Source organism: Amycolatopsis sp. NPDC033938 (assembly GCF_055575975.1).
This window is the reverse complement of the sequence record NZ_JBVIRO010000009.1, coordinates 49541-75615: the sequence shown is the minus strand read 5'-3', so window position 1 is coordinate 75615 and position 26075 is coordinate 49541. Positions and strand designations below refer to the sequence as shown.

Annotated in this window: 26 protein-coding genes; 18 read left to right on the top strand and 8 right to left on the bottom strand. The window is 68.3% G+C overall.

Annotated features, from left to right (window positions below; all coding sequences use genetic code 11):
* Positions 1-331 precede the first annotated feature (331 nt).
* On the top strand, positions 332-1321 hold the full coding sequence (locus tag ACZ5ZX_RS22835) for an RNA polymerase subunit sigma-70 (RefSeq protein WP_465504012.1): 990 nt from the start codon (positions 332-334) through the stop codon (positions 1319-1321).
* Positions 1322-1325: 4 nt separating this feature from the next.
* On the opposite strand, the gene ACZ5ZX_RS22830 is transcribed toward ACZ5ZX_RS22835, so the two are convergent.
* The gene (locus ACZ5ZX_RS22830) at positions 1326-1910 is read right to left on the bottom strand and encodes a dihydrofolate reductase family protein (protein ID WP_465504011.1); all 585 of its coding nucleotides are present in this window, start codon (positions 1908-1910) and stop codon (positions 1326-1328) included.
* 215 nt (positions 1911-2125) lie between these two features.
* Between ACZ5ZX_RS22830 and ACZ5ZX_RS22825 the strand changes: the two genes are divergently transcribed.
* On the top strand, positions 2126-2938 hold the full coding sequence (locus ACZ5ZX_RS22825) for a S1 family peptidase (RefSeq protein ID WP_465504010.1): 813 nt from the start codon (positions 2126-2128) through the stop codon (positions 2936-2938).
* Between the two features lie 47 nt (positions 2939-2985).
* Here the strand turns inward: ACZ5ZX_RS22825 and ACZ5ZX_RS22820 are convergent, their stop codons facing one another.
* Complete coding sequence (locus ACZ5ZX_RS22820; RefSeq protein WP_465504009.1) at positions 2986-4347, bottom strand: HAMP domain-containing sensor histidine kinase; 1362 nt, start codon at positions 4345-4347, stop codon at positions 2986-2988.
* Positions 4347-5021, bottom strand: coding sequence for a response regulator transcription factor (locus ACZ5ZX_RS22815; RefSeq protein ID WP_465504008.1), 675 nt, complete (start codon positions 5019-5021; stop codon positions 4347-4349). Before ACZ5ZX_RS22815 ends, ACZ5ZX_RS22820 begins: the two co-directional genes overlap by 1 nt.
* 190 nt (positions 5022-5211) lie before the next feature.
* On the opposite strand from ACZ5ZX_RS22815, the gene ACZ5ZX_RS22810 reads away from it, so the two are divergent.
* From ACZ5ZX_RS22810 to ACZ5ZX_RS22800, 3 genes are all read left to right on the top strand, one after another.
* The gene (locus ACZ5ZX_RS22810; RefSeq protein WP_465504007.1) at positions 5212-5751 is read left to right on the top strand and encodes an SgcJ/EcaC family oxidoreductase; all 540 of its coding nucleotides are present in this window, start codon (positions 5212-5214) and stop codon (positions 5749-5751) included.
* Between the two features lie 185 nt (positions 5752-5936).
* Positions 5937-6341 (top strand): nuclear transport factor 2 family protein, encoded by a 405-nt coding sequence (locus ACZ5ZX_RS22805; protein ID WP_465504006.1) that lies wholly within the window; start codon positions 5937-5939, stop codon positions 6339-6341.
* Between the two features lie 292 nt (positions 6342-6633).
* Positions 6634-7269 carry a cation diffusion facilitator family transporter gene (locus ACZ5ZX_RS22800; RefSeq protein ID WP_465504005.1) on the top strand — a complete coding sequence of 212 codons (636 nt, stop codon included), beginning with the start codon at positions 6634-6636 and terminating at the stop codon, positions 7267-7269.
* A gap of 84 nt (positions 7270-7353) precedes the next feature.
* Here ACZ5ZX_RS22800 and ACZ5ZX_RS22795 read toward each other — a convergent pair whose 3' ends face one another.
* Both ACZ5ZX_RS22795 and ACZ5ZX_RS22790 read right to left on the bottom strand, forming a co-directional pair.
* The gene (locus tag ACZ5ZX_RS22795) at positions 7354-7848 is read right to left on the bottom strand and encodes a nitroreductase family deazaflavin-dependent oxidoreductase (protein ID WP_465504004.1); all 495 of its coding nucleotides are present in this window, start codon (positions 7846-7848) and stop codon (positions 7354-7356) included.
* Positions 7849-7861: 13 nt separating this feature from the next.
* Positions 7862-8500, bottom strand: coding sequence for a TetR/AcrR family transcriptional regulator (locus ACZ5ZX_RS22790; RefSeq protein WP_465504003.1), 639 nt, complete (start codon positions 8498-8500; stop codon positions 7862-7864).
* A 157-nt stretch (positions 8501-8657) separates the two neighbouring features.
* Between ACZ5ZX_RS22790 and ACZ5ZX_RS22785 the strand changes: the two genes are divergently transcribed.
* From ACZ5ZX_RS22785 to ACZ5ZX_RS22775, 3 genes are read left to right on the top strand one after another with little or no spacing between them, the layout of a single operon-like run.
* Entirely contained in the window at positions 8658-9032 is a 375-nt protein-coding gene (locus ACZ5ZX_RS22785) for a YciI family protein (RefSeq protein ID WP_465504002.1), read from the top strand.
* The gene (locus tag ACZ5ZX_RS22780) at positions 9029-10261 is read left to right on the top strand and encodes an RNA polymerase sigma factor (protein ID WP_465504001.1); all 1233 of its coding nucleotides are present in this window, start codon (positions 9029-9031) and stop codon (positions 10259-10261) included. Before ACZ5ZX_RS22785 ends, ACZ5ZX_RS22780 begins: the two co-directional genes overlap by 4 nt.
* Positions 10261-11142 carry a carboxymuconolactone decarboxylase family protein gene (locus ACZ5ZX_RS22775; protein ID WP_465504000.1) on the top strand — a complete coding sequence of 294 codons (882 nt, stop codon included), beginning with the start codon at positions 10261-10263 and terminating at the stop codon, positions 11140-11142. The genes ACZ5ZX_RS22780 and ACZ5ZX_RS22775 overlap by 1 nt, the downstream gene beginning before the upstream one ends.
* 29 nt (positions 11143-11171) lie before the next feature.
* Here the strand turns inward: ACZ5ZX_RS22775 and ACZ5ZX_RS22770 are convergent, their stop codons facing one another.
* Complete coding sequence (locus ACZ5ZX_RS22770) at positions 11172-13493, bottom strand: beta-L-arabinofuranosidase domain-containing protein (protein ID WP_465503999.1); 2322 nt, start codon at positions 13491-13493, stop codon at positions 11172-11174.
* Positions 13494-14468: 975 nt separating this feature from the next.
* Here ACZ5ZX_RS22770 and ACZ5ZX_RS22765 point away from each other — a divergent pair.
* On the top strand, positions 14469-15680 hold the full coding sequence (locus ACZ5ZX_RS22765; RefSeq protein WP_465503998.1) for an amidohydrolase family protein: 1212 nt from the start codon (positions 14469-14471) through the stop codon (positions 15678-15680).
* 40 nt (positions 15681-15720) lie between these two features.
* On the top strand, positions 15721-16173 hold the full coding sequence (locus tag ACZ5ZX_RS22760; protein ID WP_465503997.1) for a GNAT family N-acetyltransferase: 453 nt from the start codon (positions 15721-15723) through the stop codon (positions 16171-16173).
* On the opposite strand, the gene ACZ5ZX_RS22755 is transcribed toward ACZ5ZX_RS22760, so the two are convergent.
* Positions 16174-17703, bottom strand: a complete 1530-nt coding sequence (locus tag ACZ5ZX_RS22755) for a nucleobase:cation symporter-2 family protein (protein ID WP_465503996.1) — start codon at positions 17701-17703, stop codon at positions 16174-16176. It abuts the gene before it with no gap.
* A 236-nt stretch (positions 17704-17939) separates the two neighbouring features.
* Here ACZ5ZX_RS22755 and ACZ5ZX_RS22750 point away from each other — a divergent pair, with 236 nt between their 5' ends.
* Entirely contained in the window at positions 17940-18770 is an 831-nt protein-coding gene (locus tag ACZ5ZX_RS22750; protein WP_465503995.1) for an endonuclease/exonuclease/phosphatase family protein, read from the top strand.
* The gene (locus ACZ5ZX_RS22745) at positions 18767-19948 is read left to right on the top strand and encodes a family 43 glycosylhydrolase (protein WP_465503994.1); all 1182 of its coding nucleotides are present in this window, start codon (positions 18767-18769) and stop codon (positions 19946-19948) included. The genes ACZ5ZX_RS22750 and ACZ5ZX_RS22745 overlap by 4 nt, the downstream gene beginning before the upstream one ends.
* Before the next feature lie 138 nt (positions 19949-20086).
* On the opposite strand, the gene ACZ5ZX_RS22740 is transcribed toward ACZ5ZX_RS22745, so the two are convergent.
* On the bottom strand, positions 20087-20908 hold the full coding sequence (locus ACZ5ZX_RS22740) for an alpha/beta fold hydrolase (RefSeq protein WP_465503993.1): 822 nt from the start codon (positions 20906-20908) through the stop codon (positions 20087-20089).
* 623 nt (positions 20909-21531) lie between these two features.
* On the opposite strand from ACZ5ZX_RS22740, the gene ACZ5ZX_RS22735 reads away from it, so the two are divergent.
* The 6 genes from ACZ5ZX_RS22735 (at position 21532) to ACZ5ZX_RS22710 (ending at position 26068) form a co-directional block, all read left to right on the top strand.
* The gene (locus ACZ5ZX_RS22735; RefSeq protein WP_465503992.1) at positions 21532-21963 is read left to right on the top strand and encodes an Hsp20/alpha crystallin family protein; all 432 of its coding nucleotides are present in this window, start codon (positions 21532-21534) and stop codon (positions 21961-21963) included.
* Between the two features lie 71 nt (positions 21964-22034).
* Positions 22035-22217: a hypothetical protein gene (locus tag ACZ5ZX_RS22730; protein WP_465503991.1), complete on the top strand. Its 183-nt coding sequence runs from the start codon at positions 22035-22037 to the stop codon at positions 22215-22217.
* A 32-nt stretch (positions 22218-22249) separates the two neighbouring features.
* A complete protein-coding gene (locus tag ACZ5ZX_RS22725; RefSeq protein WP_465503990.1) occupies positions 22250-22573 on the top strand; it encodes a DnaJ domain-containing protein in 324 nt (107 codons plus the stop codon).
* A 231-nt stretch (positions 22574-22804) separates the two neighbouring features.
* Positions 22805-23731: a hypothetical protein gene (locus tag ACZ5ZX_RS22720; RefSeq protein ID WP_465503989.1), complete on the top strand. Its 927-nt coding sequence runs from the start codon at positions 22805-22807 to the stop codon at positions 23729-23731.
* An 88-nt stretch (positions 23732-23819) separates the two neighbouring features.
* Entirely contained in the window at positions 23820-24767 is a 948-nt protein-coding gene (locus tag ACZ5ZX_RS22715) for a DUF3048 domain-containing protein (RefSeq protein WP_465503988.1), read from the top strand.
* A gap of 59 nt (positions 24768-24826) precedes the next feature.
* Entirely contained in the window at positions 24827-26068 is a 1242-nt protein-coding gene (locus tag ACZ5ZX_RS22710; protein ID WP_465503987.1) for an acetyl-CoA hydrolase/transferase family protein, read from the top strand.
* Positions 26069-26075 lie beyond the last annotated feature (7 nt).

The following is a 26075-nucleotide window of genomic DNA, read 5'->3' as shown; positions in this document are numbered from 1 at the left end:
CCCTAACCTATCCCCCCACACTCACCCACCCACGACCCACCCGACCCAGCGGACTTCCTGGCGTGAGGTACATGATGGCCCCCTTCCTTGCGCCTAGCGCAAGGAAGGGGGCCATCATGTACTGGGGAAGGCGTGAAGGTCGAGTTTCCTCGGCTGAGCCGAGGGAAGGGGTCCTTCACGCGCAGCCGGTGTGACTGGTGGTGCTACTGAGGCTCGTGATGGTCGTCCGCGACCGCCGTAGGTACCTCAAACACCCTTGGCCAGAACCACAATCGTCACTCACGACCAACCCAGCCCACCCCTCACCCGCAGTCTCAAGTCAGGAAAGTCCATGACCGACGCAAGCCCGCTGGGCGCCGACGAGGCCACGTTCATCGCGGCGACCCGGTCAAGCGATACGGCGCGGTTCGCGCTCATCACGGAGCGCCACCGCCGTGAGCTGCAGGTGCACTGCTACCGGATGCTCGCGAACTACGAGGACGCCCAGGACATGACGCAGGAGACGTTCCTGCGAGCGTGGCACAAACGGGAGTCGTTCAAGGGCCAGGCCGCGCTGCGGACCTGGCTGTACCGGATCGCGACGAACGTCTGCCTCGACTTCCTGGAGAAGCGCAAGGACCGCGCACCCGTACCGTCCTCCGAGCTGCTGTACCTGCAGCCGTACCCCGACCGGATGCTTCCCGAGGATCCGCAGGACGCGGTGGTGGCGCGGGAGACGATCGAACTGGCGTTCATCGTCGCCGTCCAGCATCTGCCGCCGCGGCAGCGGGCGGTGCTCATCCTGCGCGACGTCCTGGGCTGGCCGGCGTCGAAGGCCGCCGACGTCCTCGGCCTGACCGTCGCCTCGGTGACCAGCGCACTGCAGCGGGCGCGGGTGACGATGCGCGAGCGGCTGCCCGGCCGCCGTCTCGACTGGCGCTGCCCCGCCACCCACGAGCTGTCGGACGACGAGCGCGGCGTGGTGAAGTCCTACATCGACGCCCACGAACGCAACGACCTCGACGGGCTGGCGTCGTTGCTGCGCGACGACCTGCGCTTCGGGATGCTGCCCGAGCTGGGCACCGCGCCCATGACGGCCAAGGACGCGGTCGACGGCTGGGTCTCCGGCGGGCTCTTCCAGCCCGGTCACGACGACTGGCGCGGTGTCGCCACGACGGTCAACCGCATGCCCGCCGCCGCGCTGTATTTGCGCACCCCCGACGACCCGCGATACCGGCTGTTCGCCATCGCGGTCCTGCACATCGTCGACGGGAAGATCGCCGAGCTCACCGGATTCGACGCCACCGGCAAACCGTGGCTGGACCTGCCCCGGACGCTGTGACCTCTCAGTGCCTCGTCTCGTATCGGGTCAGCACCACGCCGCCGGGAAACGTCCGCGTCTCCACCAGGGTCAGCTTCACCCAGCTGTCCAGCGCGGTGAAGAACGGCGTACCGCCGCCCACCAAGACCGGGACGGTGACCAGCACGTATTCGTCGATCAGCCCGGCCCGCATGGCCGCCGCGGCGAGCGTGGCGCCGCCGATGTCCATCGGCCCGGCGTCCTCGGCCTTGAGCCGGGTGATCTCGGTGACCGCGTCGCCGGTGACCAGACGGGTGTTCCAGTCGACCGTGCTGGTCGTCGACGAGAACACCACCTTCGGCATGTCCCGCCAGCGGCGGGCGTACTCGATCACCGCCGGTGTGGCGCCGGGCTGCCGGTCGGCGGCCGGCCAGTGGGAACTCATCACCTCCCACAGCTTGCGCCCGTACAGCGCCAGGTCCGTCGCCGCCACCCGGTCGGACCACCACTGGAACAGCTCGTCACCCGGCGACGAGTCCGGTCCATCACCCGCACTCCAGCCCAGGTCGTCACCGGGCGCGGCGATGTAGCCGTCCAGGGTCACATTCATGCCAAAGGTCAGTTTCCGCATGGCGTCAGCCTCCGTGAGTCGATCTCACCCGTACAGACGGTCGCGCCGGGAAAAACTGATCGGTGCGCACTCCGCCCCCCAGTGGTCTTGGTAGCCCAGGCGCTACCACCCGGCCTCAAGGCACCGCCACCGCGAATCGGCGGGCTGACCCGATGGTGTGAGCGGCGGCGGACGGCGATGCTGGGGAAGACGAAGCCACCGAGCGAAGGAAAAGCATGTCCAAAGTGGATTCCCTGCGCCGTACCATGATTCGTGCCGCCAGTGTGGCGCTGATCGGAGCTTTCTGCGCGGTCGCGGTACCCGGCGGGGCCGACGCCGTCGTGAACGGGAAGAACTCCACCGAGCGTTACGAGTTCATGGCCTCGATCCCGGAGGTCGTGCCCGAGCTGAACAACGCCAAAGGTGTTTGCGGGGCGGTGCTGATCCACCCGCAGTGGGTGGTGACCGCGGCGCACTGCGTCGACCCGGTGAACAACCCGGCCAGGCCGGAGGGGACCGTGCGCATCGGCAGTGAGCGGCGGACCTCCGGTGGCACCGTACGCACGATCGATCGCATGGTGCGTCACCCCGGCTATCAACCGGACTCGCCGAACAAGAACGACATCGCGCTGGTACGCCTGGACCGTCCGGTCTCCGAACAGCCGATCCGCATCGCCGTCCGTCCCGGCCGCCCCGGCACGCCGACCCGCTTGCTGGGTTTCGGCACCACCGTCGACACCGCCGACATCACCAAAGCGGTGTTCCCCGAACGGCTCCAGCAGCTCGACACCCGCCGAGGGGCGGAATCCGAATGCTCCCCCGGATACGCGGATCCGACCAGGCTGTGCACCGTCAGCCGCAAGCGCGGCGCGATGGCGTGCATGGGCGACTCCGGCGGGCCGCAGGTCCAGCGCGGGAAGGGTGGCCGGTGGGAACTGATCGGCGTCACCTCCGGCCCCGGCGACGACGACGTGCCCTGCGCCAACGGCCCCGGCCTCTACACCAGTGTGCCCGCCTACGCCGACTGGATCCGCCGCACCATCCACTGAAGTGCCCGGTCCCTCCCCAGTGGACTGTCCACAAGGGATAGTGGCCGCTAGGAAACCGACCGCAGCCGGATACGGACGCACAGTCCCCCGGCTTCGGCGTCCGCGAGACCTACGGTGCCACCGTCATCCGTGACGAGCTGTTTGACGATCGCCAGCCCGAGGCCGGAACCCGAGGGCCCGGTCGTGCCCGAGCCACGCCAGAACCGGTCGAATGCCCGGAGCTGGTCGTCATGGGGCAGACCGGGCCCTTCGTCGGCCACCTCTATCAGGACGTGCTCGCCCTCCCTGACGGTCCGGACGACGACCTCACCGCCGGACGGCGAAACCTCCAGCGCGTTGGAGAGCACGTTGTCCAGCACCTGTTCGAGGTTCCCCGGGCTGACCAGGACCTCCGGGTCCCCGTCGGCGTGGTCCGCCCGCAGCCGCACCCCGCGTTCCGCGGCGACGGCGCGCCAGACCTCGAATCGGCCGTCGACGACGTCCCGCGCCCGGACGCGTTCCGGCGTACCCACCGCGGCTTCCGCCCTCGCCAACGTGAGCAGGGCGTTGACCAGCCGGTTCATCCGCACGACCTCGGCCGTGGCCAGGTCGATGTCCTCCCGCACGAAGGGATCGGTGGCCCCGTCGGCGATGTTGTCCAGCGAGAGCCGCAAAGCGGTGAGCGGCGTCCGCAGCTGATGGGACGCGTCGGCGATGAACGCCCGCTGCGACTGGACGAGCGTGTCGATCGTCTCCGCCGCGTTGTTCAGCGTCCGCGCCAGGGTCCGGGTCTCGGTCGGACCGGATTCCGCCGCCCTGGCACCGAGGTCTCCGTCGCGAAGCCGCCGCGCCATCCGATTCAGCTCCCGGAACGGCCGGGTCAGCCGCCTGGCCAGCAGGACACCCAGGATCGCGGCCGCGATCAGCACGGCCACGGCGAGGACCGCACGGAAACCCCAGATCTGCACCTGCCGTTCGTTCAACGGGGCCGACGGGTAACTCACCCGGACCGCGCCGACGACCGCGCCGTCGGCATCCCTCGCCGGCACCGTGAGCACGAGCCCCTCGGCGCCCAGTGCGGGCGCCTCGCCCCAGCGGGTGTCCTCTCGCCCTTCGAGCGCGGCGGTGAACGCCGGATCGTCCGGGGCCGCGGGCAAGGGCAGCGGAACGGCCGCCGTCCGGTCGGCGAGCAGGACGTCGAGGCGGCCCGGTGTCTCCTGTTCGTAGGCCGCGGCCAGCCGCGCCAGCGCCTGCCGCGACGGCGTGTCCGGTGCCGCCAGCAACAACGCCGCCGTCGCCGCCTCCCGGCGCACCGATGTCTCCACATCGCCCCGCAATTGGCCGGTGAGCACGAACGCCACCGGTACGGTGAACGCGGTGATCGCGACGGCGACCAGCAGGATGTAGCTGACGACGAGCCTGCGGTTCATCAGGACACGACCAGCCGGAACCCGACACCCCGGACCGTCTCGACGGTCACGGCGTCACCGAGCTTGCGGCGCAACGCGGCGACATGGACGTCCAGCGTCTTCGTCGGGCCGAACCAGTTGCTGTCCCAGACCGCCTCCATGATCTGCTCGCGAGTCAGCGCCGCACCGGGTTCCTCCGCGAGGAAGGCCAGCAGATCGAATTCCTTCGGCGGCAACGGAAGTTCGTCGCCGTCCAGAAGCACCCGGCGGGCCCGCCGATCGATCACCAGTCTCCCGCCCGCGTAGCTGTCCGGCGTCACCTCCGGGGGCTGGCCCGCCACCCGCACCCTCGTCCGGCGCAGCACCGCCCTCATCCTGGCGACGACCTCACGGACCCCGAACGGCTTGGAGACGTAGTCGTCCGCGCCGATCTCCAGCCCGACCACCCGGTCCACCTCGTCCGAACGCGCACTGATCACGATGATCGGTACATCCCCGCGCTCCCGCAGCTCACGGCAGACGTCCAGCCCGTCGGTGTCCGGCAGGCCCAGGTCGAGCAACACCACTTCGGCGGCCTCGGCCGTCAGCGCTTCCGCTCCCGTCCGGACCCAGTCGACCTCGAAGCCATACCTGGCGAGACCGCGCCGCAGGGACTCGGCGATCGATTCGTCATCTTCAACCAGCAGTACCCGCACGCGACAGATCATGCCACCAGCGCGGCGAAACCACCTATCGCCAGTCCACTATGGATTCGCGTCGGCGGCGAGCGCCGTCGAATCTTTCCGAAATCCTGGTCGCTTCCTGGTCCCACGCTGGATTTCTCCTTCCCATCGGACATCCACAGTGGAGACATCCAGTTCACCGGATCAGGCAGGGAGACAGAAAATGCGTAACAAGGTTCGTACCACCACCGGTGTCCTCGCCGCGACGACGGCCCTGGCACTCGTGACCACCGCGTGCTCGGCCGGAAACGCGGAGGAGCCCGGCCAGGCCGCGGCTCCCGCGCCCGCTCCGGTCGCTCAGCAGGCCGCCGCCAAGGCCTCCCAGCAGGACATCGCCGCGCTGTTCCCGGTCTGGAACGCGGCGCTCGCCACCGGCGACCCCGACAAGGTCGCGGATCTGTACGCCCCCGACGCGGTGCTGCTGCCGACGGTGTCCGACGATGTCCGGACCACCCGCGCCGAGATCGTCGACTACTTCCAGCATTTCCTCGAGAACAAGCCTTCCGGCACGATCGTGAAGGAAATGGTCAGCGTCCTCGACACCGACACCGCCGTCAACACCGGCGTCTACCGCTTCGCCCTCACCGGCAAAGACGGCAAACCCACCGAGGTCGAAGCCCGCTACACCTACGTCTACGAGCTTCGTGACGGCAAGTGGCTGATCGTCAACCACCACTCTTCGGCGATGCCGGAAAAGAAATAGCGTCGTAGGTTTCACAGGCCACGAGCACCTCGGCGCCCCACCGGCTGAGCCCCAGTGCGGCCAGTGCGCGGTGACCGTGTGGATATTGCTTCATCTAACGCAACAAAATCCACACGACACCTCCATTCGACGAGGTAGTGAGTGACAAGAGAAAGCACACGAGATCTCCGGAAAGGAAATGACCGATGACCGAATCGACCACCCCGCTCGACGTGGTGAACAAGTACTTCGACGCGTTGGCCGCCAACGACTTCGTCACCGTTTCCGCGATGTTCGCCGAGAACGTCGTGTGGCACCAGCCCGGCGAAAACCGGTTCTCCGGAATTCACCGAGGCGGAGCCGCCGTCGGTGCACTGCTCGGGAGCATGACGGCGGCCAGCGAGGGTTCGTTCAAACTCGCGCCGACCGGCGCGCCCCTGGTGAACGGGACACTGGTCGCGGTCCCGGTTCACTTCAGCGGGAGGCGCGAAGACGCGGAGATGGCCCAGGACGGGCTCGACCTGCTGAGGATCGAGGACGGTCGCGTGGCCGAGGTGTGGCTGTTCTCCTCGGACCCGGGCTCCGAAGACGCCTTCTGGGGCGCGGCCTGACCGCTACGCGCACCGTGACGGCACCATCGTCGCCACTGGAACACCCCGGCTCCTCGCCCGCGATCGCCGGAGCCACCGCTTCTCCGGAGTAGGCCGGGAACACCTTGCCCGGACGTCAAACGACGGCCGGCGGGCGTGAGCTCGACCAGCGACGACCGCCGGTCGTCCGGATTGGCCCGGCGACGGCAATACCCGGCGGCCTCGATCCGGCCGACCACCTTGCTCGTGCCGCCGACGGTGATGGAAAGATCACCCCGCCCCAGCACCGGCGATCATGCCTTGAGGAGCAACCGTGGAGCAGCCCAAGGCGATGCCGGACGTACGCGGTGACGCCGCACGACGGGCCTTGGTGCTGCAATACGTCACGATCGGCTACAACGTGGTCGAAGGCGTCATCGCGATCGGCGCCGGTCTCGCCGCGGCGTCGGTGGCACTGGTCGGCTTCGGCGTCGACTCGGGAGTCGAGATCGTCGCCGCGCTGCTGATCGCGGTCCGGCTTCGCGCCGCGATCCGGAAAGGTGCCGTCGACGAGCGCAAGGAGTACCGCGCTCTGCGATTCGTGGCGCTCACGTTCTTCGCCTTGGGCGCCTTCATCCTTTTCGAGAGCGTCCGGGAAATCATCGACGGCGCCAAACCGGCGAAATCGTTGGTCGGCATCGTCCTGACCGGGGTCTCCATCGTGACCATGTCCTTTCTCGCCGCCGCGAAACGCCGGACCGGACTGGAGATGAACTCACGGCTCGTCGTCGCCGACGCGGCCGAAACGCGGCTCTGCGTCTGGTTGAGCGTGACCACGTTCCTCGGCTTGGCTGCTTACGCGGTGCTCGGCTGGACCTGGCTGGACGCGGTGGCGGGACTGGTCATCGCGCTCTTCGCCGTCAACGAAGGACGTCGCGCCTGGTCCGGCGAGCTGACGTGTGAAGTGTGATCACCCGAGTGCGGGATCCAGGCACGCGAGTTACGCCTCTGAGCACGCGAGTCACGCCTCCGCTGCGAACGCGCGAAGGCGACATCAGGCCGGGGTGAGCACCACGACCGGGATCTCCCGTTCGGTCCAGGCCTGGTATTTCGCGAAGTCGGCATACAGCTCGACCACGAGCGGCCACAACTCACCTCGCTCCTCGGGCGAGGCGACTCTCGCCGTCACGGGAAGGTCGCGACGGCCCCTGAGATGGATACGAGCATCGGGATGGGCCACCAGGTTGAAGTACCACTGCGGATGCTTGGGCAGCCCGCCCTGCGAAGCGACGATGACGAATTCGCCGCCGGAACGCAGATACAGCAGCGGAGTGGTGAACAGCCGACCGGATTTGCGGCCGCGGTGTTCCAGCAGCAGTGTCGGGACGGGTTTGCGGAAACCCGCGCCCACCCGCCAGGTGCCACCGACCCGGCCGTTGGTCAGTTCGAAGAGTTTCACCTGGATCTTGGCCATGTACTTGATGGCCTTGGCCGTCACCGGCGAGTCGATACCTTGAGGCGCTTGTTCGGGCAGGCTGAAACGTCCCATCGTGAACTCCTTCTCAACGGTTGCCTGCTGGAGGGGTCAGCATCGAGGTCACGAGGTCGATGAGGTCGGCGACGATCTGGTCGTCCGGCCAGGCCGCCGCGTCCACGCCCTGCAAGCGCCGGGTGCGCTCGACGTCGCCCAAGACGTTCAGTGTCACGTTCATGGCCTGTGTCAGGCGGAAATCGAGCGTTCCGCGCGGGGTTTCCGGACTCAACCGCTCCAGCAGTCCCACGAAAGCGGCGTTCCGCTGGAGGAACGATGCGGAGAGGGTGGCGAGTCCTTCGTCGCCGGACGCGAGCAACTGGCCGACCAAGCGGATCCAGTGCCCGCCACCGGCGGCGAGCACCGCGGCCACCGGCCGCACGAAAGCGCGAGCCAGATCGTGCGCGGTGACGCCTTCTTCGGGGAGCGCTCGGAGCACCGCCTCCCGCTCGTCCGCCACCTGGCCGAGCCTGCTCCGCAGGACCGCGTCGAGCAGTCCCTCCTTCGAACCGAAGTGGTAGTGGATCGCCGCGACGTTCGTCCGGGCCGCCTGCATCACCGTGCGCAGCGACACCGCCCCGACCCCGTGTTCGGCGAACAGCCGCTCGGCGGCGGTGACCAGCCGCTGTTCAGTGGAGTTCGCTCGAAGACCGGCGACACGGGCGGACATGACCGGATGCTATCAACTGATTCAATCAGTTGATAGAGCTCGCCGCGCGCCAGTGGCCCGGTACGGGCGAAAAAGAAGCTTGCCGACGTCTGTCGAGATACGGTCGGGCTGTTCGTCATCCTCTTCGACAGTTCGAACCCGCTGTACCGGAGGACAGATGCAATACATGCTGCTGGTCTACAACTGCGAGCGCCCCGAACCGGAGGATCCTGGCTTTCCCGAGGCACTGGCCAGGGTGAACGCGTTCGCCGAAGAATGCCGCCGTCGCGGCGCGTTCGTCGCGGGCCATCCCCTGGCGGGTGAGCACACCGCCACCACGGTCAGCGTCCGCGAGGGCAAGACGCTGATCACCGACGGCCCGTTCCTCGAAACCCATGAGCACCTGGGCGGGGCGTACATCCTCGATTGCCGCAACCTCGACGAGGCCCTCGAACTGGCCGCACTGTGCCCGATGGCCGAACAGGGCACCATCGAGGTCCGGCCGATCGCCGCGGTACCGGACCTCGACCACCGGGCGGCCACCGGCGCATGACCTCCGCTCCCGTCCTGCTGGAGGTCTACCGCGAGCACCGCGGCCGGATGCTCGCCGCCCTCGTCCGCGCGCTGGGCGATTTCGAACTCGCCGAAGACGCACTGCAGGACGCATGCGCGCTCGCCCTGGACAAATGGCTGGGCACGACACCGGACGATCCGGTCGCGTGGCTGCTGACAGCGGCCCGCAACAGCGCCATCGACCGGATCCGCCGTATCCGGCGCGGGCAGGAAAAGCTCGCGCTGCTGGGAGTGCGGGAGGAGGCGACGACCATGGACTTCGGTGGCGACAGCCTGCTCGGCATCGGCGACGAGCGGCTCAGCCTCCTGTTCACCTGCTGCCATCCCGCCCTGGCCGAAGAAGCGCGGATCGCGCTGACCTTGCAAGCCGTGGCCGGGCTGACCGCCGGGCAGATCGCCCGCACCTTCCTGCTCGGCGAAGCGACCCTGGCCCAACGACTGGTGCGGGCCAAACGCAAGATCCGTGACGCCGGGATCGGCTTCGAGGTACCCGCCGACCATCTCCTGCCCGAACGGCTCGCCGGTGTCCTCGCGGTGATCTACCTGATCTTCACCCAGGGTTACACCGCCGGCGGCGACCGGCCGGAGTACCGCGAACTGCAACAGGAGGCGATCCGGCTCGCCAGGCTGGTCGCCACCCTCATGCCCGACGAACCGGAAGCGCTGGGACTGGCGGCTTTGCTGCTCGTCCACGACTCACGCGCGGCGGCCCGCTACAGCCCCACCGGTGACGTCGTCCTGCTCGAGGACCAGGATCGCGCACGCTGGGACGGCGCCGAGATCGCCGAAGCCGTCGGCCTGCTGGATCGCGCGCTGGGTTTCGGCACGCCAGGCCCTTACCAACTGCAGGCCGCCATCGCGATCATGCACGCTCAGGCACCGACTCCCGAACACACCGACTGGCCCGGCATCGCAGCCCTGTACGCCCGGCTGCTCGTTTCGACCCCGTCCCCGGTGGTGGCGTTGAACCACGCTGTCGCGGTCGCCATGGCCACCGGCCCGGCCGAAGGACTGGCGCTCATGGACGAGATCGAGGGCCTCGACAGCTACCACTTGCTGCACGCGGCCCGTGCCGACCTCCTGCGCCGTCTCGGCCGCACCGAGGAAGCGGCCGCGGCATACCGGCGCGCTCACGACCTCGCCACCAACCCCGCCGACCGGCGCTACCTCGACGGCCGCCTGCACGCACTCGAATCCCCGGAGTCCTGATGAGACTGTCCATTCTCGACAATGGCCACCGCCGCCGCGCGAAACTGTTCTTCGCCCTCACCTCCAAGATGTCGGGCGTGGCCAGCCCGGACATCGTGAAGATGCTGCTCTATCGCCCCGGATTCCTCACCGAACCACTACTCGACCTGACAGCCGAAGCGATGCGCGGGCCGTCGTATTGGACCGCCGGGGAACGCGAGTTCCTCGCCATGAGCACGGCGCGACTGCACGAGTGCCCGTTCTGCGTCGTCACGCACGCCGAGCTGACCCGGATCGCGGGCACCGGCGAGATCGACCCGGACGACCCCGCCTCCGCGCGGCCGGAACTCCTTGCTGTCCGCACCTTCCTCGAAGCGGTCACCCTCGATCCCGGCCACGTCGAACCCGCCACGACGATCGGCCTCCCCGAGCACGCCGTCCTCGAAGCGCTGCGCGTGAACCTGGTGTGGAATATCGTCAACCGCCTGGCCAACGCGTTCGGCTTCACCCTCCGCGACGGTCAGCTGCACAGCGGGACCCGCTCGCTGCACCGGTTCGGCTACCGCTTCCCCGGCTTCCTGCTCGCCGACGGCCGCCGCGCCGACCGCGGCGACGCCGTCGAGAACCTGCGGCACTCGGTACTGGCGGCGCCCGCCACGACCAGCTCCTCCCTCCGAACCGCCGCCGCGGGCGGGGACCCCCTCCCCGAGCCTTGGCAGTCCTACGTGAAGAAGGTTCGCGACGCCTCCTTCAAGATCACCGAAGCGGACTTCGCCGAACTCTCGGAAGCCGGCTACAGCGAAGACGAAGCCTTCGAGATCACCATCGCCGCCGCGGTCGGAGCGGCCCTGCGCAGCTTCGACGCCGGTCACCACGCGCTCGGCCGTCGTCCGGCCCGGTGATCCGGGACCACGCAGGGCCACTCTCGCCGTCAGTTGACGCGCACGATTCGCCATCGGTTGCCGGCGGCGCCGTTGTCCGCCCCTTGCACGGCGAAGGCGCCCGCACTGGTGGAGTTGTTCTCGATGCCGAGCAGTTTGCCGCTGTGCGCGTTGCGGATCTTGCAGGTCCCGTCTCCTTGGTCGAGCAGCGTCCACCGGTGGTCTTCGGTGCCGTTGTCCGCCCACTGCAGGACCTCCGCGTTGTCCACTGTGGACATGTCACGGACACCGAGTACCTTGCCGCTGTTGGCGTTGCGGAAGCGGACGGCGTCACCGTCGGTGATGATCGCCCAGTTGTGGTCCGCGGTGCCCGAGTCGTGCCACTGCAGCGCACGGCCGCCGTCGGCCGTGGACATGTCCTGGATGCCCAGCACGAGGCCGCTGCCCACGTTCACCAGGCGGGAAGTGGCGCCGCTCTGGCCGTTGACGTTCCAGTAGACGGTGTAGTTGTGGCCGTGGGCGTCGTAGAAGGGGCCCAGGTCGACGGTGGATCCGTTCGCGGTGGCGGTGAAGGCCAGCGAGCTGCCGTTGGTCCGCGTGATCGATGAGGTGTTCAGTGACGGCAGTGCGCTGAGCGCGGTGTTCCCGTAGTTCCCGGACAGCACCGTCGGTCCGTAGGTGACCGCGGCGACGTTCGGGTTGTCGTTGGCCGGGCGCGTGATGACGCGCATCGGCAGGCGAAGGGTGACTGTGTCGCCGGAGTTCCACGAGCGGGTCAAGGTGGCGTAGCTGCCCGGCGTCGTGGTGACGTTCTGGACGGTGCCGTTGACGCTGATGGTCGCCCCGCTCGTCCAGCCGGGGATGCGGAGGCGCATCGACCATGTCCCGCCGACGGTTCCGGTGACCCGCAAGGTCGTGGTGTCGCCGACCGGGTACGACGTGGTCTGCGTGACCGTGATCCCCCGCTGCGACCAGGTGAGCACCGATGGCACGAACATGTTCACGATCAGCGTGGATCCGCTGGAGAAGTAGACGGAGTCCATCAGGGCCGTGTGCATCTCCAGGCCCGTGCCCTGACAGCACCAGAACGAGTCGTAGTCGGTGCTCCACGTGCCACCGCCCCACGCCGGCCCGACACCACGACGGCCTCCCGGGTTCAGCGGAGTGAAGTACGTGACGTGCCCATGGGTGTCGGCCGGATTCTGCTGGCCGATCATCTGGTTCAGCCACGCCCGCTCGTAGTAGTCGAACAGTTCGGCCCTGGCGGGATCCAGCGCGAACAGCTCCCGGGTGAGCTTGAGCATGTTGTAGGTGTTGCAGCTTTCGCAGGTGTCCTTGTTCAGGTACCCGGCGATGGCGTTGGGCGGCCGGAAATGCTCGGCTTGGCTGTTGCCGCCGATGGCGTAGGTGTGCGCGTTGACGCAGATCCCCCACGCGTTCCCGGCGATGTCGCGATAACGAGTGGTACCGGTGGCCTTGTACTCCCGCGCGGCGCCGATCCATTTGGGCACCTGAGTGTTGGCGTGGATCCCGTTGAGCTGGTCCTGATCGGCCGCCAACGGAGTGAACACCGCGGCGTGATCGAAGCGCTGGGCGACGGTGAGCCAGCGCGAGTCGCCGGTCTGCTGGTACAGATCGGCCAGCACGGCGTTCATCCCGCCGAACTCCGTCGCCAACATGGCCTGCATCTGCTGCCCGGTCAACCGGCCGGTGCGCTGGTCGACCCACCCCGCCAGCCGCAACAGAACGTCGCGCGCCTGGGTGCTTCCCAGGTACCGCCACACATCCAGCAAACCGGCCAGGGTTTTGTGGACGCAGTAGTACGGTACGTTGCCGTTGGTCAGCGTCCGCGCCTCCAGAGCGGTGAAGTCCGCTTCGGGGAAGCCGGAGAGATACCCGCTACCGAACCCGGCCGCGCCGTTGTTCGCTTGGCATTTGGCCAGCTCCGCCACCATGTACACGGCCTTGTCACGGCAGACGGTGTCCCCGGTCACCGCGTACGCCTGAGCCCAGGCCGAGAGGAAATGCCCCTGCACGTGGGTGCGGAACGGGAAGGACGGCGCGTCCCAGCCGCCAGTGGGAGCGGCGCCGTTCGTGGACAGCCGGTGATTGGCCCGGAAGTTGTACAGCAACCGATCGACGTTGACGAAGCGCAGATAGTTCACGGTGCGGTTCTGGTTGTCCAGCCACCGGCTCGCCGTCAGCCGAACCTGGCCGAGCTGGAAGGGATACGCGGACACGCCGATGTCCGGCCTCACCGGGGGCAGGGCCGCATGCGCGACCGAGCCGCCGAAGTAGTCCCCCACGACAGAGGCGACCGTCGCGGCTCCCGTCGCTTGCAGAAGCCGCCGTCGGCTGAAAGAGGAAGACATCGTTGTATCCCTTTCCATGGAGAACGACATGTGCCGAGATCAGTACATTGTGGACATAGCTTCGCCTCGCCCTTCGCCTACGCGGAGACGTTGCCGCAGCGACGATGTTAGCGCTAACATAACTATCCGTTCGTCCGGCAGGCACGGATGAGACTTGTGCTGCGAGCCGACAGGGCCAGGGCGGTACTCGGCGGAGCTAGCACGAGCGTGGCCGATAACCGCCTCCGCAGTCAAGGCGCCGTACAGGTTTCACTCCTCGCCCCGACCCTCCCGCGAGTCCGGACCGGCTACCGGAAGCCGGGACGAGGACGGAGTGTCCACAAAGGACCTGTTTGGGCAAGCAGGTGTCCGACTTGAGCATTATACGCGGTTTCCCGAGGGGGCCGCGAGTGTCAAGTGGCGTTCTAACGAGAAGCAAGGCAAACATGGCGTGCCCCCGCGCGGGACCGGGTTGACTGACGGAAGCCGGGCCGCGCCCCAGCGCCCACAAGGGACGCTTTTCCAAGAAGGCTGTCCAGCTTGGGTGGTTTGTGCGGTTTCGGGCCGGGGTCGTGAGTGGCAATGAGGGTTCTAACCCTATTCGCCACTCACGACCCCACGCGGAACCGCTCATGCAGGCCTGAATCGAACACGGAGCTACCCGACTGCGTCCTCTGTGGACAGTCAAGGACGCGCCGAGTCTCAGCAGGGAGTACCTGACTGCACCACGTAGCGAAGGCCTCTCGGGTTCACGGGGGCCTTCACGGCAACAAGCCGACCGCGCCATAGTTGCCTTACCCCCCGATAACCCGATGATTGCGCCCCCTGCGGCAAATCACGTACGGTATGCGCCCCGGCAGACGAACTCCCGCCGACCAGCCGAAGGTCCACAATGGATCCGGCGGTGAACCCGGCGAAGCACCCGGACGCAGCACCTTCCCCTCGCTTTGGTATACCAAAGAGCCGGTTCGGACCCCGGCAGGAAAGGTGCTCTCCGTGTTGATCCGTGACGTCCGCCCGTGGGGTGGACAGCGCAGCGACGTCGAAGTGACCGGCGACCGGATCGCGTCGGTGCGACCGCACGATCCGGCTCCCGCCACGTCGCCCGATACGGTCGAGGGACGCGGACGGCTGCTGTTCCCGTCGTTCAGCGACGTGCACGTCCACCTGGACTCGACCCGGATCGGCCTGCCGTTCCGGCCGCATACGGGCGCGCCGGGGGTGTGGGCGATGATGCTGAACGACCGCGAGAACTGGCGCGACGCCGAGGTTCCGCTGCCCGAACGTGTCGCCGGGACGCTGGAGCGGATGATCGCCAACGGCACCACCCGGGTACGCAGCTACGCGCAGGTGGACGTCGACTGCCGGCTGGAGAAGCTCGACGCCGTCCTCGCCGCGAAGGAGCGGTTCGCGGGGCACGCGGACGTCGAGGTGATGGCGTTCCCGCAGGCCGGGATCCTGCGCGAGCCCGGCACCGCGGACGTGCTGGAGGCCGCGCTGCGCTCGGGCGCCACGGTCGTCGGCGGGATCGACCCGTGCTCGCTGGACAAGGACCCCAAGGGACATTTTGACGTCGTGTTCGGGCTCGCCGAGAAATACGGCGTGGAGGTGGACATCCACCTGCACGAGCCGGGGCACCTCGGCGTGTTCTCGGCCGACCTGGTGATCGAGCGGGTCCGCGCGCTGGACATGCGCGGCAAGGTGACCATGTCGCACGCGTACGGGCTGGGCTCGGTCTCGGAGCAGGTGAGCCGCCGCATGATCGACACGTTCGCGGAGCTGGACATCGCGATGGCGACCGTCGCACCATCCGTCGACGGCCAACTGTCCCTGGCGGACCTCACGACCGCCGGCGTGCGCGTCGGCCTGGGGGAAGACGGCCAGCGAGACTACTGGAGCCCGTACGGCAACTGCGATCTGCTCGACCGCACCTGGCAGCTGGCCTTCACGCACGGCTTCCGCCGCGACGACCTGATCGAAATGGCACTGGCCGTCGCGACGATGGGTGGCGCGTCGATCATGAGCCACGACGTCCCGCGCCTGGCCGGCGTCGCCGACCGGCCCGGCGTGGCCGTTGGCGACCGCGCCGACCTGGTACTGGTGGACGGCGAAACCCCGACGAGCGCGGTGATGGACCGGGGCAAGGACCGTACGGTGCTGCACGACGGCGTCGTCGTGGCGGACGGGCTCTCGGTGGTGAACCTCTGATCGGCCGCGCCTCGACGTGCTCCGCCAGTAAGCTTTCGGGGTGAGAATCCGGCCCGCCGCACCAGACGACGTCGACGCCCTCGTTCCCCTCTTCGAGCATTGGGGGCACCCACAGGATCGCGAGGGGGTAGCCGGGATTCTGAAGCAGTGGCAAGACCTTCCGCAAGGCGCACTCATCGTCGCCGACGACAACGCCGACGTCGTCGGAATGGCCGCCGTCGTGGCCTGTCCACGACTGGCCGACGCGAAACTCAACGCCCATCTGCAGGGACTCGTGGTCGCCCGCCAGCGGTTGCGCACCGGCGTCGCGAGCATGTTGCTGACAGCCGCGGAGGATCTTGCCCGCGAATGGGGCTGCCTGCGGTTGGAGCTCACCACATCACGCACCCGAGACGCCGCGCAGCACTTCTATCGGGCGCGTGGCTATCACGAGACCTCGAGCCGGCAGGAGCGCTTCATCCGCGAGCTCCACGACCGGACCGCGGGACACTGATCAGTGCGTCTCCGGCTCGGAGCCGATCCGATAGGACACCGGCCTGCCATCCGCGTCCCGCACCGGCACCGGAGCGCCGCCGGCGTCGACGATCTTGCCGTCGACGATCCTGTCACCGTTTCTGAGCCGGGAGAACGCCTTCAGATCCGAGTAGTCGATCACCCGGGTGGCGGTCGCGAACACTGACGGGTTGTCGTCGGTCTTGCCTGTCTTCAAGTGGTTGAAGAACAGATTCAGCAGGACCGCCGTGAGCGCGGCGGCACTGATGCCCGAGTGGAAGATCGTGCCGACCCACGCCGGGAAGTGGTGGTAGAAATCCGGCGCCGCGATCGGGATCATGCCCATTCCGACGGAGGCCGCGACGACGACCAGGTTCATGTTCCCGTTGTAGTCCACTTTGGACAGCGTCTTGATACCGGACGCCGCGACCGTGCCGAACAGGACGAGACCAGCGCCGCCCAGGACGGGGTAAGGAATCGCGGCGACCACGCGACCCAGTACCGGGAGCATGCCCAGTACCAGCAGGACCACACCGCCGGCGGTCACCACGAACCTGCTCTTGACTCCGGTGATCGCGACGAGGCCGACGTTCTGGGCGAACGCGCTCTGGGTGAACCCGTTGAAGACCGGCGCGATCGCCGACGACGCCATGTCGGCCCGGAGACCGTCGCCGATCCGGCGTTTCCCGACGGGCGTGTCGACGATCTCCCCCACCGCCAGGATGTCGGCCGTGGTCTCGGTGAGGGTCACCACGATGACGATGAACATGGAGGCGATCGCGGCGACGCTGAAGGTCGGCGGGCCGAACGCGAACGGCGTCGGCACGGCGAAGATCGGACCAGCCCCGACCTGGGAGAAATCGGCCTCGCCCAGCGCGGCGGCGAGCACGGTGCCGACCACGATGGACAGCAGGATCGAGAGCCGGGACACCGCCGGGACCGGGACCTTGCTCAGCACCAGCACGATGACCAGCGTCAGCGCGGCCAGCCCGATGGTGGAGACCGAGCCGAAGTCCTGCGCCTTGGTGTCGTTGCCCATCGCCCACCGGGCGGCGACCGGCATCAGGCTCAGCCCGATCACCGTGATGACGGTGCCGGTGACCACCGGCGGGAAGTACTTCACCAGCCGGGAGAACACCGGCGTGATGAGCAGGCCGAGCGTCGCCGAGGCGATGACGGCGCCGAACACCGCGGGTAGCCCGCCGTCGGCGACGATCGCGGTCATCGTCGCCACACCGGCGAACGAGGTGCCCTGGACCAGCGGGAGCCGTGAGCCGAAGAAGGGCACGCCGAACGACTGCAGAATCGTCGCCAGCCCACCGATGAAAAGGCAGGAGGCGACCAGCAGGCCGATCTCCGACGGCGAGACACCCGCGGCGCCACCGATGATCAGCGGCGGCGCGATGATGCCGCCGTACATCGTCAGAACGTGCTGGATGCCGTAGGTGAAACTCTTGCCTGCCCCGAGCCACGCGTCCTCGGATCGGCCTGCCGCGGCCGCGTCACCCGCCCTCGGCCTTCTCTTCACCATCGGATCCGCCTCTCAGCAGTGCCGGGCTCCAAAGTTTCGATCTGCGGAGGTTAACTTCCACAAGGCAGAATTAGCAAGACCGCGCGGTGGCGGTCTCCACCCGAGGATCGACCGGGCGGATCCGGCGGAGAGCGCTGGAGTCAATTCTTTCCGGAGTATGACGGGAGCTCCGTTCCGTGCCCCGGCGCCGTCCACCGGTGTTCTGATTCCCTTCCACCGCAACACTGGAGGGAATCATGGAAAAGTTCCGTAACCCGGCTACGCGTCAGGCCCCGAGGCGCCGAGCGCTCGCACTGGCGCTTCTCGTGCCTTTGGTCTCGCTCACGGCGGTGCCCGGCGCCGAGGCCGCGACCGATCGTACGATCAAGGTGGTCACCTACAACGTCGGAGACGCGGGCGGCCTCAAAGCCGACCTCGTCCATCTCATCGAGACCGAACGCCCCGCCGTCATCGGGCTGCAGGAGGTCGCCGACCGCGAGGAGGTGGTGCGGGACGCCGCGGCCGCGACCGGCTACGTCGCCATCTACGAAACAGATCGTCAAGCGGTGAAGCACAACGCGATCCTCGTGCGCGGCAATCTGACCATCTCCGGCCACGGTGCCGCCGAAATCTCACCGGCGTCCAAAGTGGACCCGGCGACCCCCGGAACCGGCTCCGCGGAACCCGGCGACTGCGGCTGCTGGGTACCGCCGAAGTACGTCAACTGGGTGCGCGTGGGAGGTTCCGAGTTCCAGTGGGTCGTCGGCGTCGCGCATCTCACGCCGTCCGCGCAGCGGTACGAGCTCAACCGCGAACTGCACAACCTCCAGGTGCGCAACACCGCCGACTGGTTCTCCTCGCGGGTGGCCGAGCCGATCGTCATGGGTGACTTCAACGCCGAGCCGGGATCGGACCTGATGAGCGGACTCCGGCGCGTGGCCAAGGCGTACAGCGCCCCGAGCCACCAGACCCAGTCCATCGACCACGTGTGGGCGAAGAGGGATTCGACCGGCTCCGAGGTCGATGCCCTGACCGGCTACGGCAGCGACCATCGTCCGGTCCGCGCCCGGGTGACGGTGACCCGATGAGGCGCCTCTCGTTCCGGCGCTCGATGGTCGTCGCCGCGGTCGTCACCGCGTGTGGCGCCGGACTTCTGACGGCGATACCGAGCGCGACGGCGGTCGAAGCCGAAACCGGACCGCAGGACGAGTCCCTGGACTTCCGGTTCCCGGCGGCGGATCTGATGCGGGTGCCGGACACGAACACCTATATCGCCGTCGGTGCCAGCGTTCCCGGCAAGAAGCTGCCGTACACGAAGGTCGAGTTCGCCGACGGCGGCTTCCAGCGCCGAGGCGCGATCGACGGTGACGCATGGGACGGTGTCACGTTCCCCGCGGGTTACTGGGCGCGGCCGGACTCTCCATTGTGGACACCATCGATGTTCGCGCACCACGAGGACGGGCGCGTCGTCTACTACGTGTTCTACAGCGCGGCATTACCCGGACCCGAACCGGACGGCCAGGCGAAGCACTGCATCGGCTACGCGACTTCGTTGCGTGCCACCGGAGGGTTCGTCGCCAACGCCGATCCGCTGTTCTGCCCAGGACACGGGTGGGCGATCGACGCCGACGTGAGCCGGGGGCAGGGCGAGGTCTGGCTGACCCTGCGCAATGGCGCGTGGACCCAGAACCGGATCACCGCGCTGGGCGCGGCCAAACTGGAATTCGACCGGTCCCGGCACGTGCGGCGGTTGTCGGAGGACGACGCGAAGAAGCTCATCGACAACGCGAATCTCGAGTGGACACACCACAACAGTCCCGCCGACGACGTGCTCACGATCGAGAATCCCAACGCCGTCCGTATCGACGGCGAGTGGTTCCTCTTCTACTCGGGGAACAACTGGTACGCGAACCGCTACTCCACGGGCGTCGCGTACTGCGGGACGGCGTTGACCGACAACCGGTGCACGCCGATGTACGAGCAGCGGGCGTACTTCTCCTACGAGCCCGACCCGGCGGGTGAGCCGCGGTTCCGGCCGGGGCTGCCGGACAAGTACCGGAAGAAGAACCTGCCGGGCAACAAACGGGGCCCGGGGGCGTTCACGGCGTTCGCAGCGCCCGACGGTTCCTGGTGGGCGTCCTGGAACTACATCACCGACGCCAGCCCTCTCCCACAGGAGGACCCGTCGCCGGAACGGCGCAGCCGGATCGCCCGGCTGACCAAAACGGGCAGCGGAGCCACTGCTGACTTCACGATGAACTGGTAGCCCGGAGTTCCGTGAGGGCTCGTGAGTGGCAATGATGGTTAGAGACGGTCAAGGCAAAGGTGGCACCGCACTCGCGTGCTCAGGGACGGATCTCGCGTGCTTGAAGACCGTCGTCACCACTCACGAGTCCATCCGGAGTCAGGATGTCACCCCGGTCAGCCAGGAGGGCAACTCCGTCGCCATGGCGACCGGGGCGTCGAGGTGGATCAGGTGACCTGCCCCCTCGACACGGGTGAGCGAAGCACCGCGGATACCCGCGGCGAGCCGCTCGCCGGTGGCCGTCGGAATCCAGGTGTCCTCGGTGCCCCACAAGACCTTCACCGGGATGTCGATGCGGTCCAGCAGTGCCTCGTTCTCCTCGAGGTACCGCTCGTCGTACGCGGCGATCTGGCGGTAGAACGCCGGTTGCCCCTCCTCGCCGAGCCACGGGGCGACGAGCCGGGCGAGGTCATCGTCGTGCAGTCCGCGATGGGACGCATTGCCGATGTAGGCCTTGACCAGAGCCTCGTGGATGTACGGCGGGACCTGGGCGAGGACGTCCGGGTGCTGCTTGACCAAGCGGAAGAACGGCGAGCCCGAAGGCGGGATCGCCACGACGTCGGCCATCAGCAGTGACGAGTACGCCACCTCGTGCACCAAATGGGTGCGCAACGAGACCGCACCCCCGTAGTCGTGCGTGACGACGTGCGGCCGGTCGAGCCCCCAGTGCGCGAGCAGCGCCGTGAACGCTTCCGCCTGAACGCCGAAGTCGACGGGATGCCCGGCGTCCTTCGACGACTGGCCATAGCCCGGCATATCCCAGAGGTACACGGTGAAGTCGCCGCTCAACGCCTCCGCGAACGGCCGCCACAGCCATGACGACCACGGCGTTCCGTGACAGAACACCACCGCGGGGCCGGAGCCCGTCTTGTCCCAGGCGATGCGCCGCCCTTCCCAGCTGAACGTCTCACGAAGATCCATATCCCTCATCGTAGGCGGCCGGCTCGCCGTCGAATCCTGAATCGGGTCCGCGGTGACCAGATTATCTTTGCCGCAGACTTGACACAATCTATGGTGATGGCTATAAGAAAAGTATCGGTCAGGAACCTGGTGAAGACGCCCTGGAAGTGATCGACATGTACGGCACGAGCGTTCCCCGCCCCGCTGGGCGGCTGCCGAAGACGCGGCAGTCGGGCTTCGTCGAGCTGATCTGCCTCGACCCGGTTTGGGTGCGCACGGAATTCGACGCGATCATCGCCGCCAACTTCGGCGCCGACACACGGGCCGCGCTTGCCTCACGTCGTCCACCACGCCGGATACCGAATTTCCGTGACCGTCCCGCTGAGCCGGACCGCAGGCCCCTCCTCCCCTCGTGGATCGGACGTGGTGATCTCGCGAGGATGGCCCACCGGGTAGGAGCCAGGGAGCGGTCACCTCCGCCACGCGGAAGCGGTGTCACACGGCAAACCATTCCACGACGTTTTACTGACCCTGCCTCAAGAAGTTGAGTCCGATCGGCCCGCCGCGGCACCGTGCCGCGGCGGGCATCGGACTGTCCCGGACGACAGCCCCACGACAAGATCGGTGTGGAAGGAGACTGTGACATGTTGATGCGTACCGACCCGTTCCGTGAGCTCGACAGGCTGACCCAGCAGTTCTTCGGCGCCAACGGGACACTGACCCGCCCGGCGGCGATGCCGATGGACGCCTACCGCACCGGTGACGAGTACGTGGTGGCCTTCGACCTGCCCGGCGTACGCCCGGACTCGATCGACCTGGACGTCTCGCAGAACGTGCTGACCGTGAAGGCCGAACGGCCCGGCCCCGGCGACGACTCCGCCGAGTACCAGGTCGCCGAGCGGCCCCGCGGCGTGTTCAGCAGGCAGCTGTTCCTGGGCGAGACGCTGGACTCCGACAACATCCAGGCCGGCTACGAGGCCGGTGTGCTCACGTTGCGGATCCCGGTCGCCGAGCGCGCCAAGCCGCGCAAGATCGCCATCAGCGCGGACAGCGACACCAAGCGGATCAACGCCTGACCCCGTTCGTCCGTACGGCCCCGGAGACACCCGTTCTCCGGGGCCTGGCCCGCCCGGGAAGGAGGATCGTGATGAACGAGGACAAGCCGTGGAACGACGTGGCCGATCAGCTGCGCCCCGCCCGGCCCGACCTCGATTTCGACGACGCCCCCCTCGACGACGGGGAGCCGATCGAGGTGTGGGACGCCGATCCTGCCGACGTCGCCGACCAGCGCCGAGTCGTGCCGCTGCCTGACGATCAGCACGGCGTTTGAACGCACCGGTGGCGGACGAGGGGAGCCGATGCATGCCCCGGCACGATCCCTATCGAATCCTCGGTGTCACCCGCACGGCCGAGGACGGCGAGATCACCGCGGCGTTCCGGGCGCTGGTGCGCGCTCTTCATCCCGACACCCGGCGCGAACCCGCCGATCCGGCACGTCTGGCCGAAGTCCTGGCCGCTTACCGCCTGCTGCGCGACCCTCGTCGCCGCGCGGCCTACGATCGCCGGCATTCCCCCTCGGCACCAAGGGATCCGGGATCCACGCCGATTCCCGTGCGCGTGCGCACCGGTCGCTCGCCCCGGCAACCCGACATCCGGGTCGGCCCGGTCCGCCGTCACTTCGGCTGAGCGGCGCAAGAAAGTTACGTCAGCGGCCCTCAACATCGCCGCACCCCATCGGCGTTTTTCACCATTGTCAGCGATCCCGCGCCCCGATTATCGTGGACTGGATCCCTTTCCCGGTAACCGCAGGTCGAGCAGGGGCCTGGAGTTCACCTGTCCCGGTGTTCCGAGGAGCCGATGATGCCCGATTCGGACTCGTCTTCCGCGCGGCCACGGCCGTCACCTTCCCGGATAGGCTTGACCGACGTCATGCGGCTGGAAGAGACGACCACATACCTGCGTGCGCGCGATTACCGCCGTGGCGGCGGAGTGTGCCGCCGCGCCGTGACGGCCGAACTGGCCGCCGCACGCGCGCTGACGGCCGCGAACGCCACGGCCACCGTACGAAGCAGGTTGTCGGTGGCGCTCGCGGATCTGTACAACCTCGCCGGCTGGATCTTCTTCGACACCGGGCATTCACGCGAAGCCCACCGCCATTTCGCCGACGCTCTCGACTTCGCCGGTGAAGAGAATCACCACGCGTTGCTGGCGAACATTCATTACCGGCGCGGACGCGTGCATTTACACCATCAACAGCCCGTCGCGGCGTCGCAGGAGTTCCACCGCGGCGCTGAAGCCGCGCAAAGGGCGCGTTCCCCGCTCGCCGCCGCCATTCTGCACGCCAACCAAGGATGGGCGCACGCCAAAACAGGCGCCCGGAATCCCGCGCTGTCCTGTCTGGGACAGGCGGCCGAGGCGTTCGCCGCCGCCGATCTGTCCGACGTCCCGTCGTGGGCGGCGTTCTTCGGCAGCACCGATCTCGCCGCCATGACCGGCACTGTCTACACCGAACTCGCCCTCACCACCGACCCCGGCTACACCGAGTTCGCCATTCCCGCGCTGCTCGAAGCCACCGGCGGCTACACCGACGCGATGCGGCGCAGCAGCGCGATCTGCCTGGCGACGCTGGCGGTCGACCATCTTCTCGAAGGCGATCACGACCACGCGGCCAAGGCCGGAGCGAACGCGCTGGACACCGCCCAAGGCGTCAGCTCCGTCCGCGTGACCGAGCGGATGGCGCCGCTGCGGCGGCTACTCCGCCACCATCGTCACAGCTCTCAGCTCCGCGACCTCGCCCACCGGTTGGAACGCTCTCTCGACCGGCGGCCCCGTCGCGGCCCCTGACCGAGATCTTCGGCTGGCCTACCCCCGGTGAGGGCGGGACACTGCGCAGGAAGCCGCTCCACGCGGCCATGGCCGGAAGGGTGCACCGATGAAACGCTCTTGGTGGGTGGCCTCGGTGATCGGTGTACTGGTGGTCGCCGTCGCGGTGGTCCTGGTCGTCAGGGGAACCGCGAAGGACACGGGTACCGGATCGGTCCCCGGAACGAGTGAATCCGCCGCGCCGGAGCACCGGTCGGTGCTCGCGGTCAAAATCGACAACGTGCTCGCGGCGCGCCCGCAGACCGGGCTGGCCGAAGCGGACCTGGTCTACGTCGAACCGGTCGAGGGCGGTCTGACGCGCCTGCTCGCGCTGTACTGGCACCGGCCGCCGCCGGTCATCGGACCGGTCCGCAGCGCACGGGCGACCGACCTCGGACTGCTGACGCAGTACGGCAAGACCACCCTGGCCTATTCCGGAGCGGCTCCGGAACTGCTGCCCTCCTTGCATACGTCGTCGCTGGTGAACGCCTCGCCGTTGGAGGTCGCGAACGCCTACTCCCGCGACGAAGCCCGCCCCAACCCGCACAATCTGTTCCTCCACCCGGAAAAGCTGCCCGGCGGCGGTCCGGTGAGCGCGGGATCGCTGCCGGAATTCGGCCCGGCACCAGGTCCGGGAGCGTCCGCCTCGACAGCGTCGATCCGGTTTCCCGCCGCGGCGTTCGAATTCACCTGGGCACCCGAACGGAACAGGTGGCTGATCGTCCTCGACGGCACACCGCTGACCTCCGGCGGCACCGGACGGGTCGAGGCCGCGACCGTCGTGGAACAGCGTGTCCCGGTCCGGATCGGTGAACGCGGTGAGAGCGGAACCGTGCCGAACTCACCGATCGCGCGAACGACCGGAACCGGCCAGGCCACGGTGTGGCGGGAGGGGCAGCGGTTCCCCGCGACCTGGGACCGGCCCGATCAGCAGTCGCCGACCCGGTTCCGCACGGCGGCCGGGCAGCCGCTTCCGCTCGCCGATGGTCCTTTGTGGATACTGCTCGTCCCGGCGTGAGTCCCGGCAAGCGGGACCCGGCCGACGGGTCGGTCGGGCCGGTCCGGTATCCAGGGTCCATGCGCATCTTGTCCGACTCGCGGCTGTCCGCCGTACTGTCCGCCGCAGTCACCTGCCCGAGGGTCGTGGTCAGCGGCAATTTCGCCACCCCGTATCGCGCGCTGGAGCTGCTGGACAAGGCCGTGGCCGAATACCGGCTGTTCGCGCTCAACGGCCAGCCCGGTCTCCCCGACCGTGCCGGGGTGACGCTGGAGACACCTTTCGTCGGGCCCGGGATGCGCGGGAAGCCGATGCTGCGGTACTTCCCCTCCCGCCTGTCACTGGTGCCTCGGCTGCTCCAACAGGCCCTGCCGCCCGACATCGTGGTGATCCACACGTCCACGCCGGTGGACGGATGCGTGTCGCTGGGCACGGAGGTGAACATCCTGCCGTCGGCGATCGAGGCGGTGCGTGCCCGCGGCGGCCTCGTGATCGCCCAGCTCAACCCCCGGATGCCCTACACGTACGGCGACGGCGTGCTCGCCTGCGACGAGGTGGACTACGCGATCGAGGTCGACGAGGCGCTGCCCTCGCCCGTGCCGCGTCCGATCAGCGACGTCTCGCACGCGATCGGGGAACGTGTCGCCGAGCTCGTCCCGGCCGACGCGACCCTGCAACTCGGCATCGGCGCCGTCCCGGACGCGGTCCTCGCCGCGCTGACGGCGCGCCGGGGTCTCGCCGTGTGGTCGGAGATGTTCAGCGACGGCGTACTGGGGCTGGAACGAGCGGGCGCGCTCGACCCGGACGCACCGGTCACCGCGTCGTTCGTGTTCGGCGGCGCGGAACTCTACGACTGGGTGGACCGCAATCCCCGCGTGCGGCTCCTGCGCACCGAGAAGACCAACGACCCCGGCTTGATCGCCCGGCAGCCTCGGCTGGTCTCGATCAACGGCGCCCTGCAGATCGACCTGTACGCGCAGGCGAACGCCAGCCGGGTGCACGACGTCATCTACTCCGGGTTCGGCGGACAGACCGACTTCGTCGTCGGAGCACTGCACTCCCCCGGTGGCCGGGCGATCATCGCCCTCCCCTCCTGGCACCCCAAGGCCGACGTGTCCACCGTGGTACCCCGGTTGGCGGGCCCGGTCACCTCGTTCCAGCACAGCTACTTCGTCAGTGAACAGGGCACCGCCACCATCTGGGGTCACGACGCCGGTGCACAGGCCGAGCAGATCATCGAACACGTCGCCCATCCCCGTGCGCGCGACGAACTCCGGGAGGCGGGCCGCCGCCTCGGTTTCCCGTTACGGGGTGGTAGCTGAGACCGGC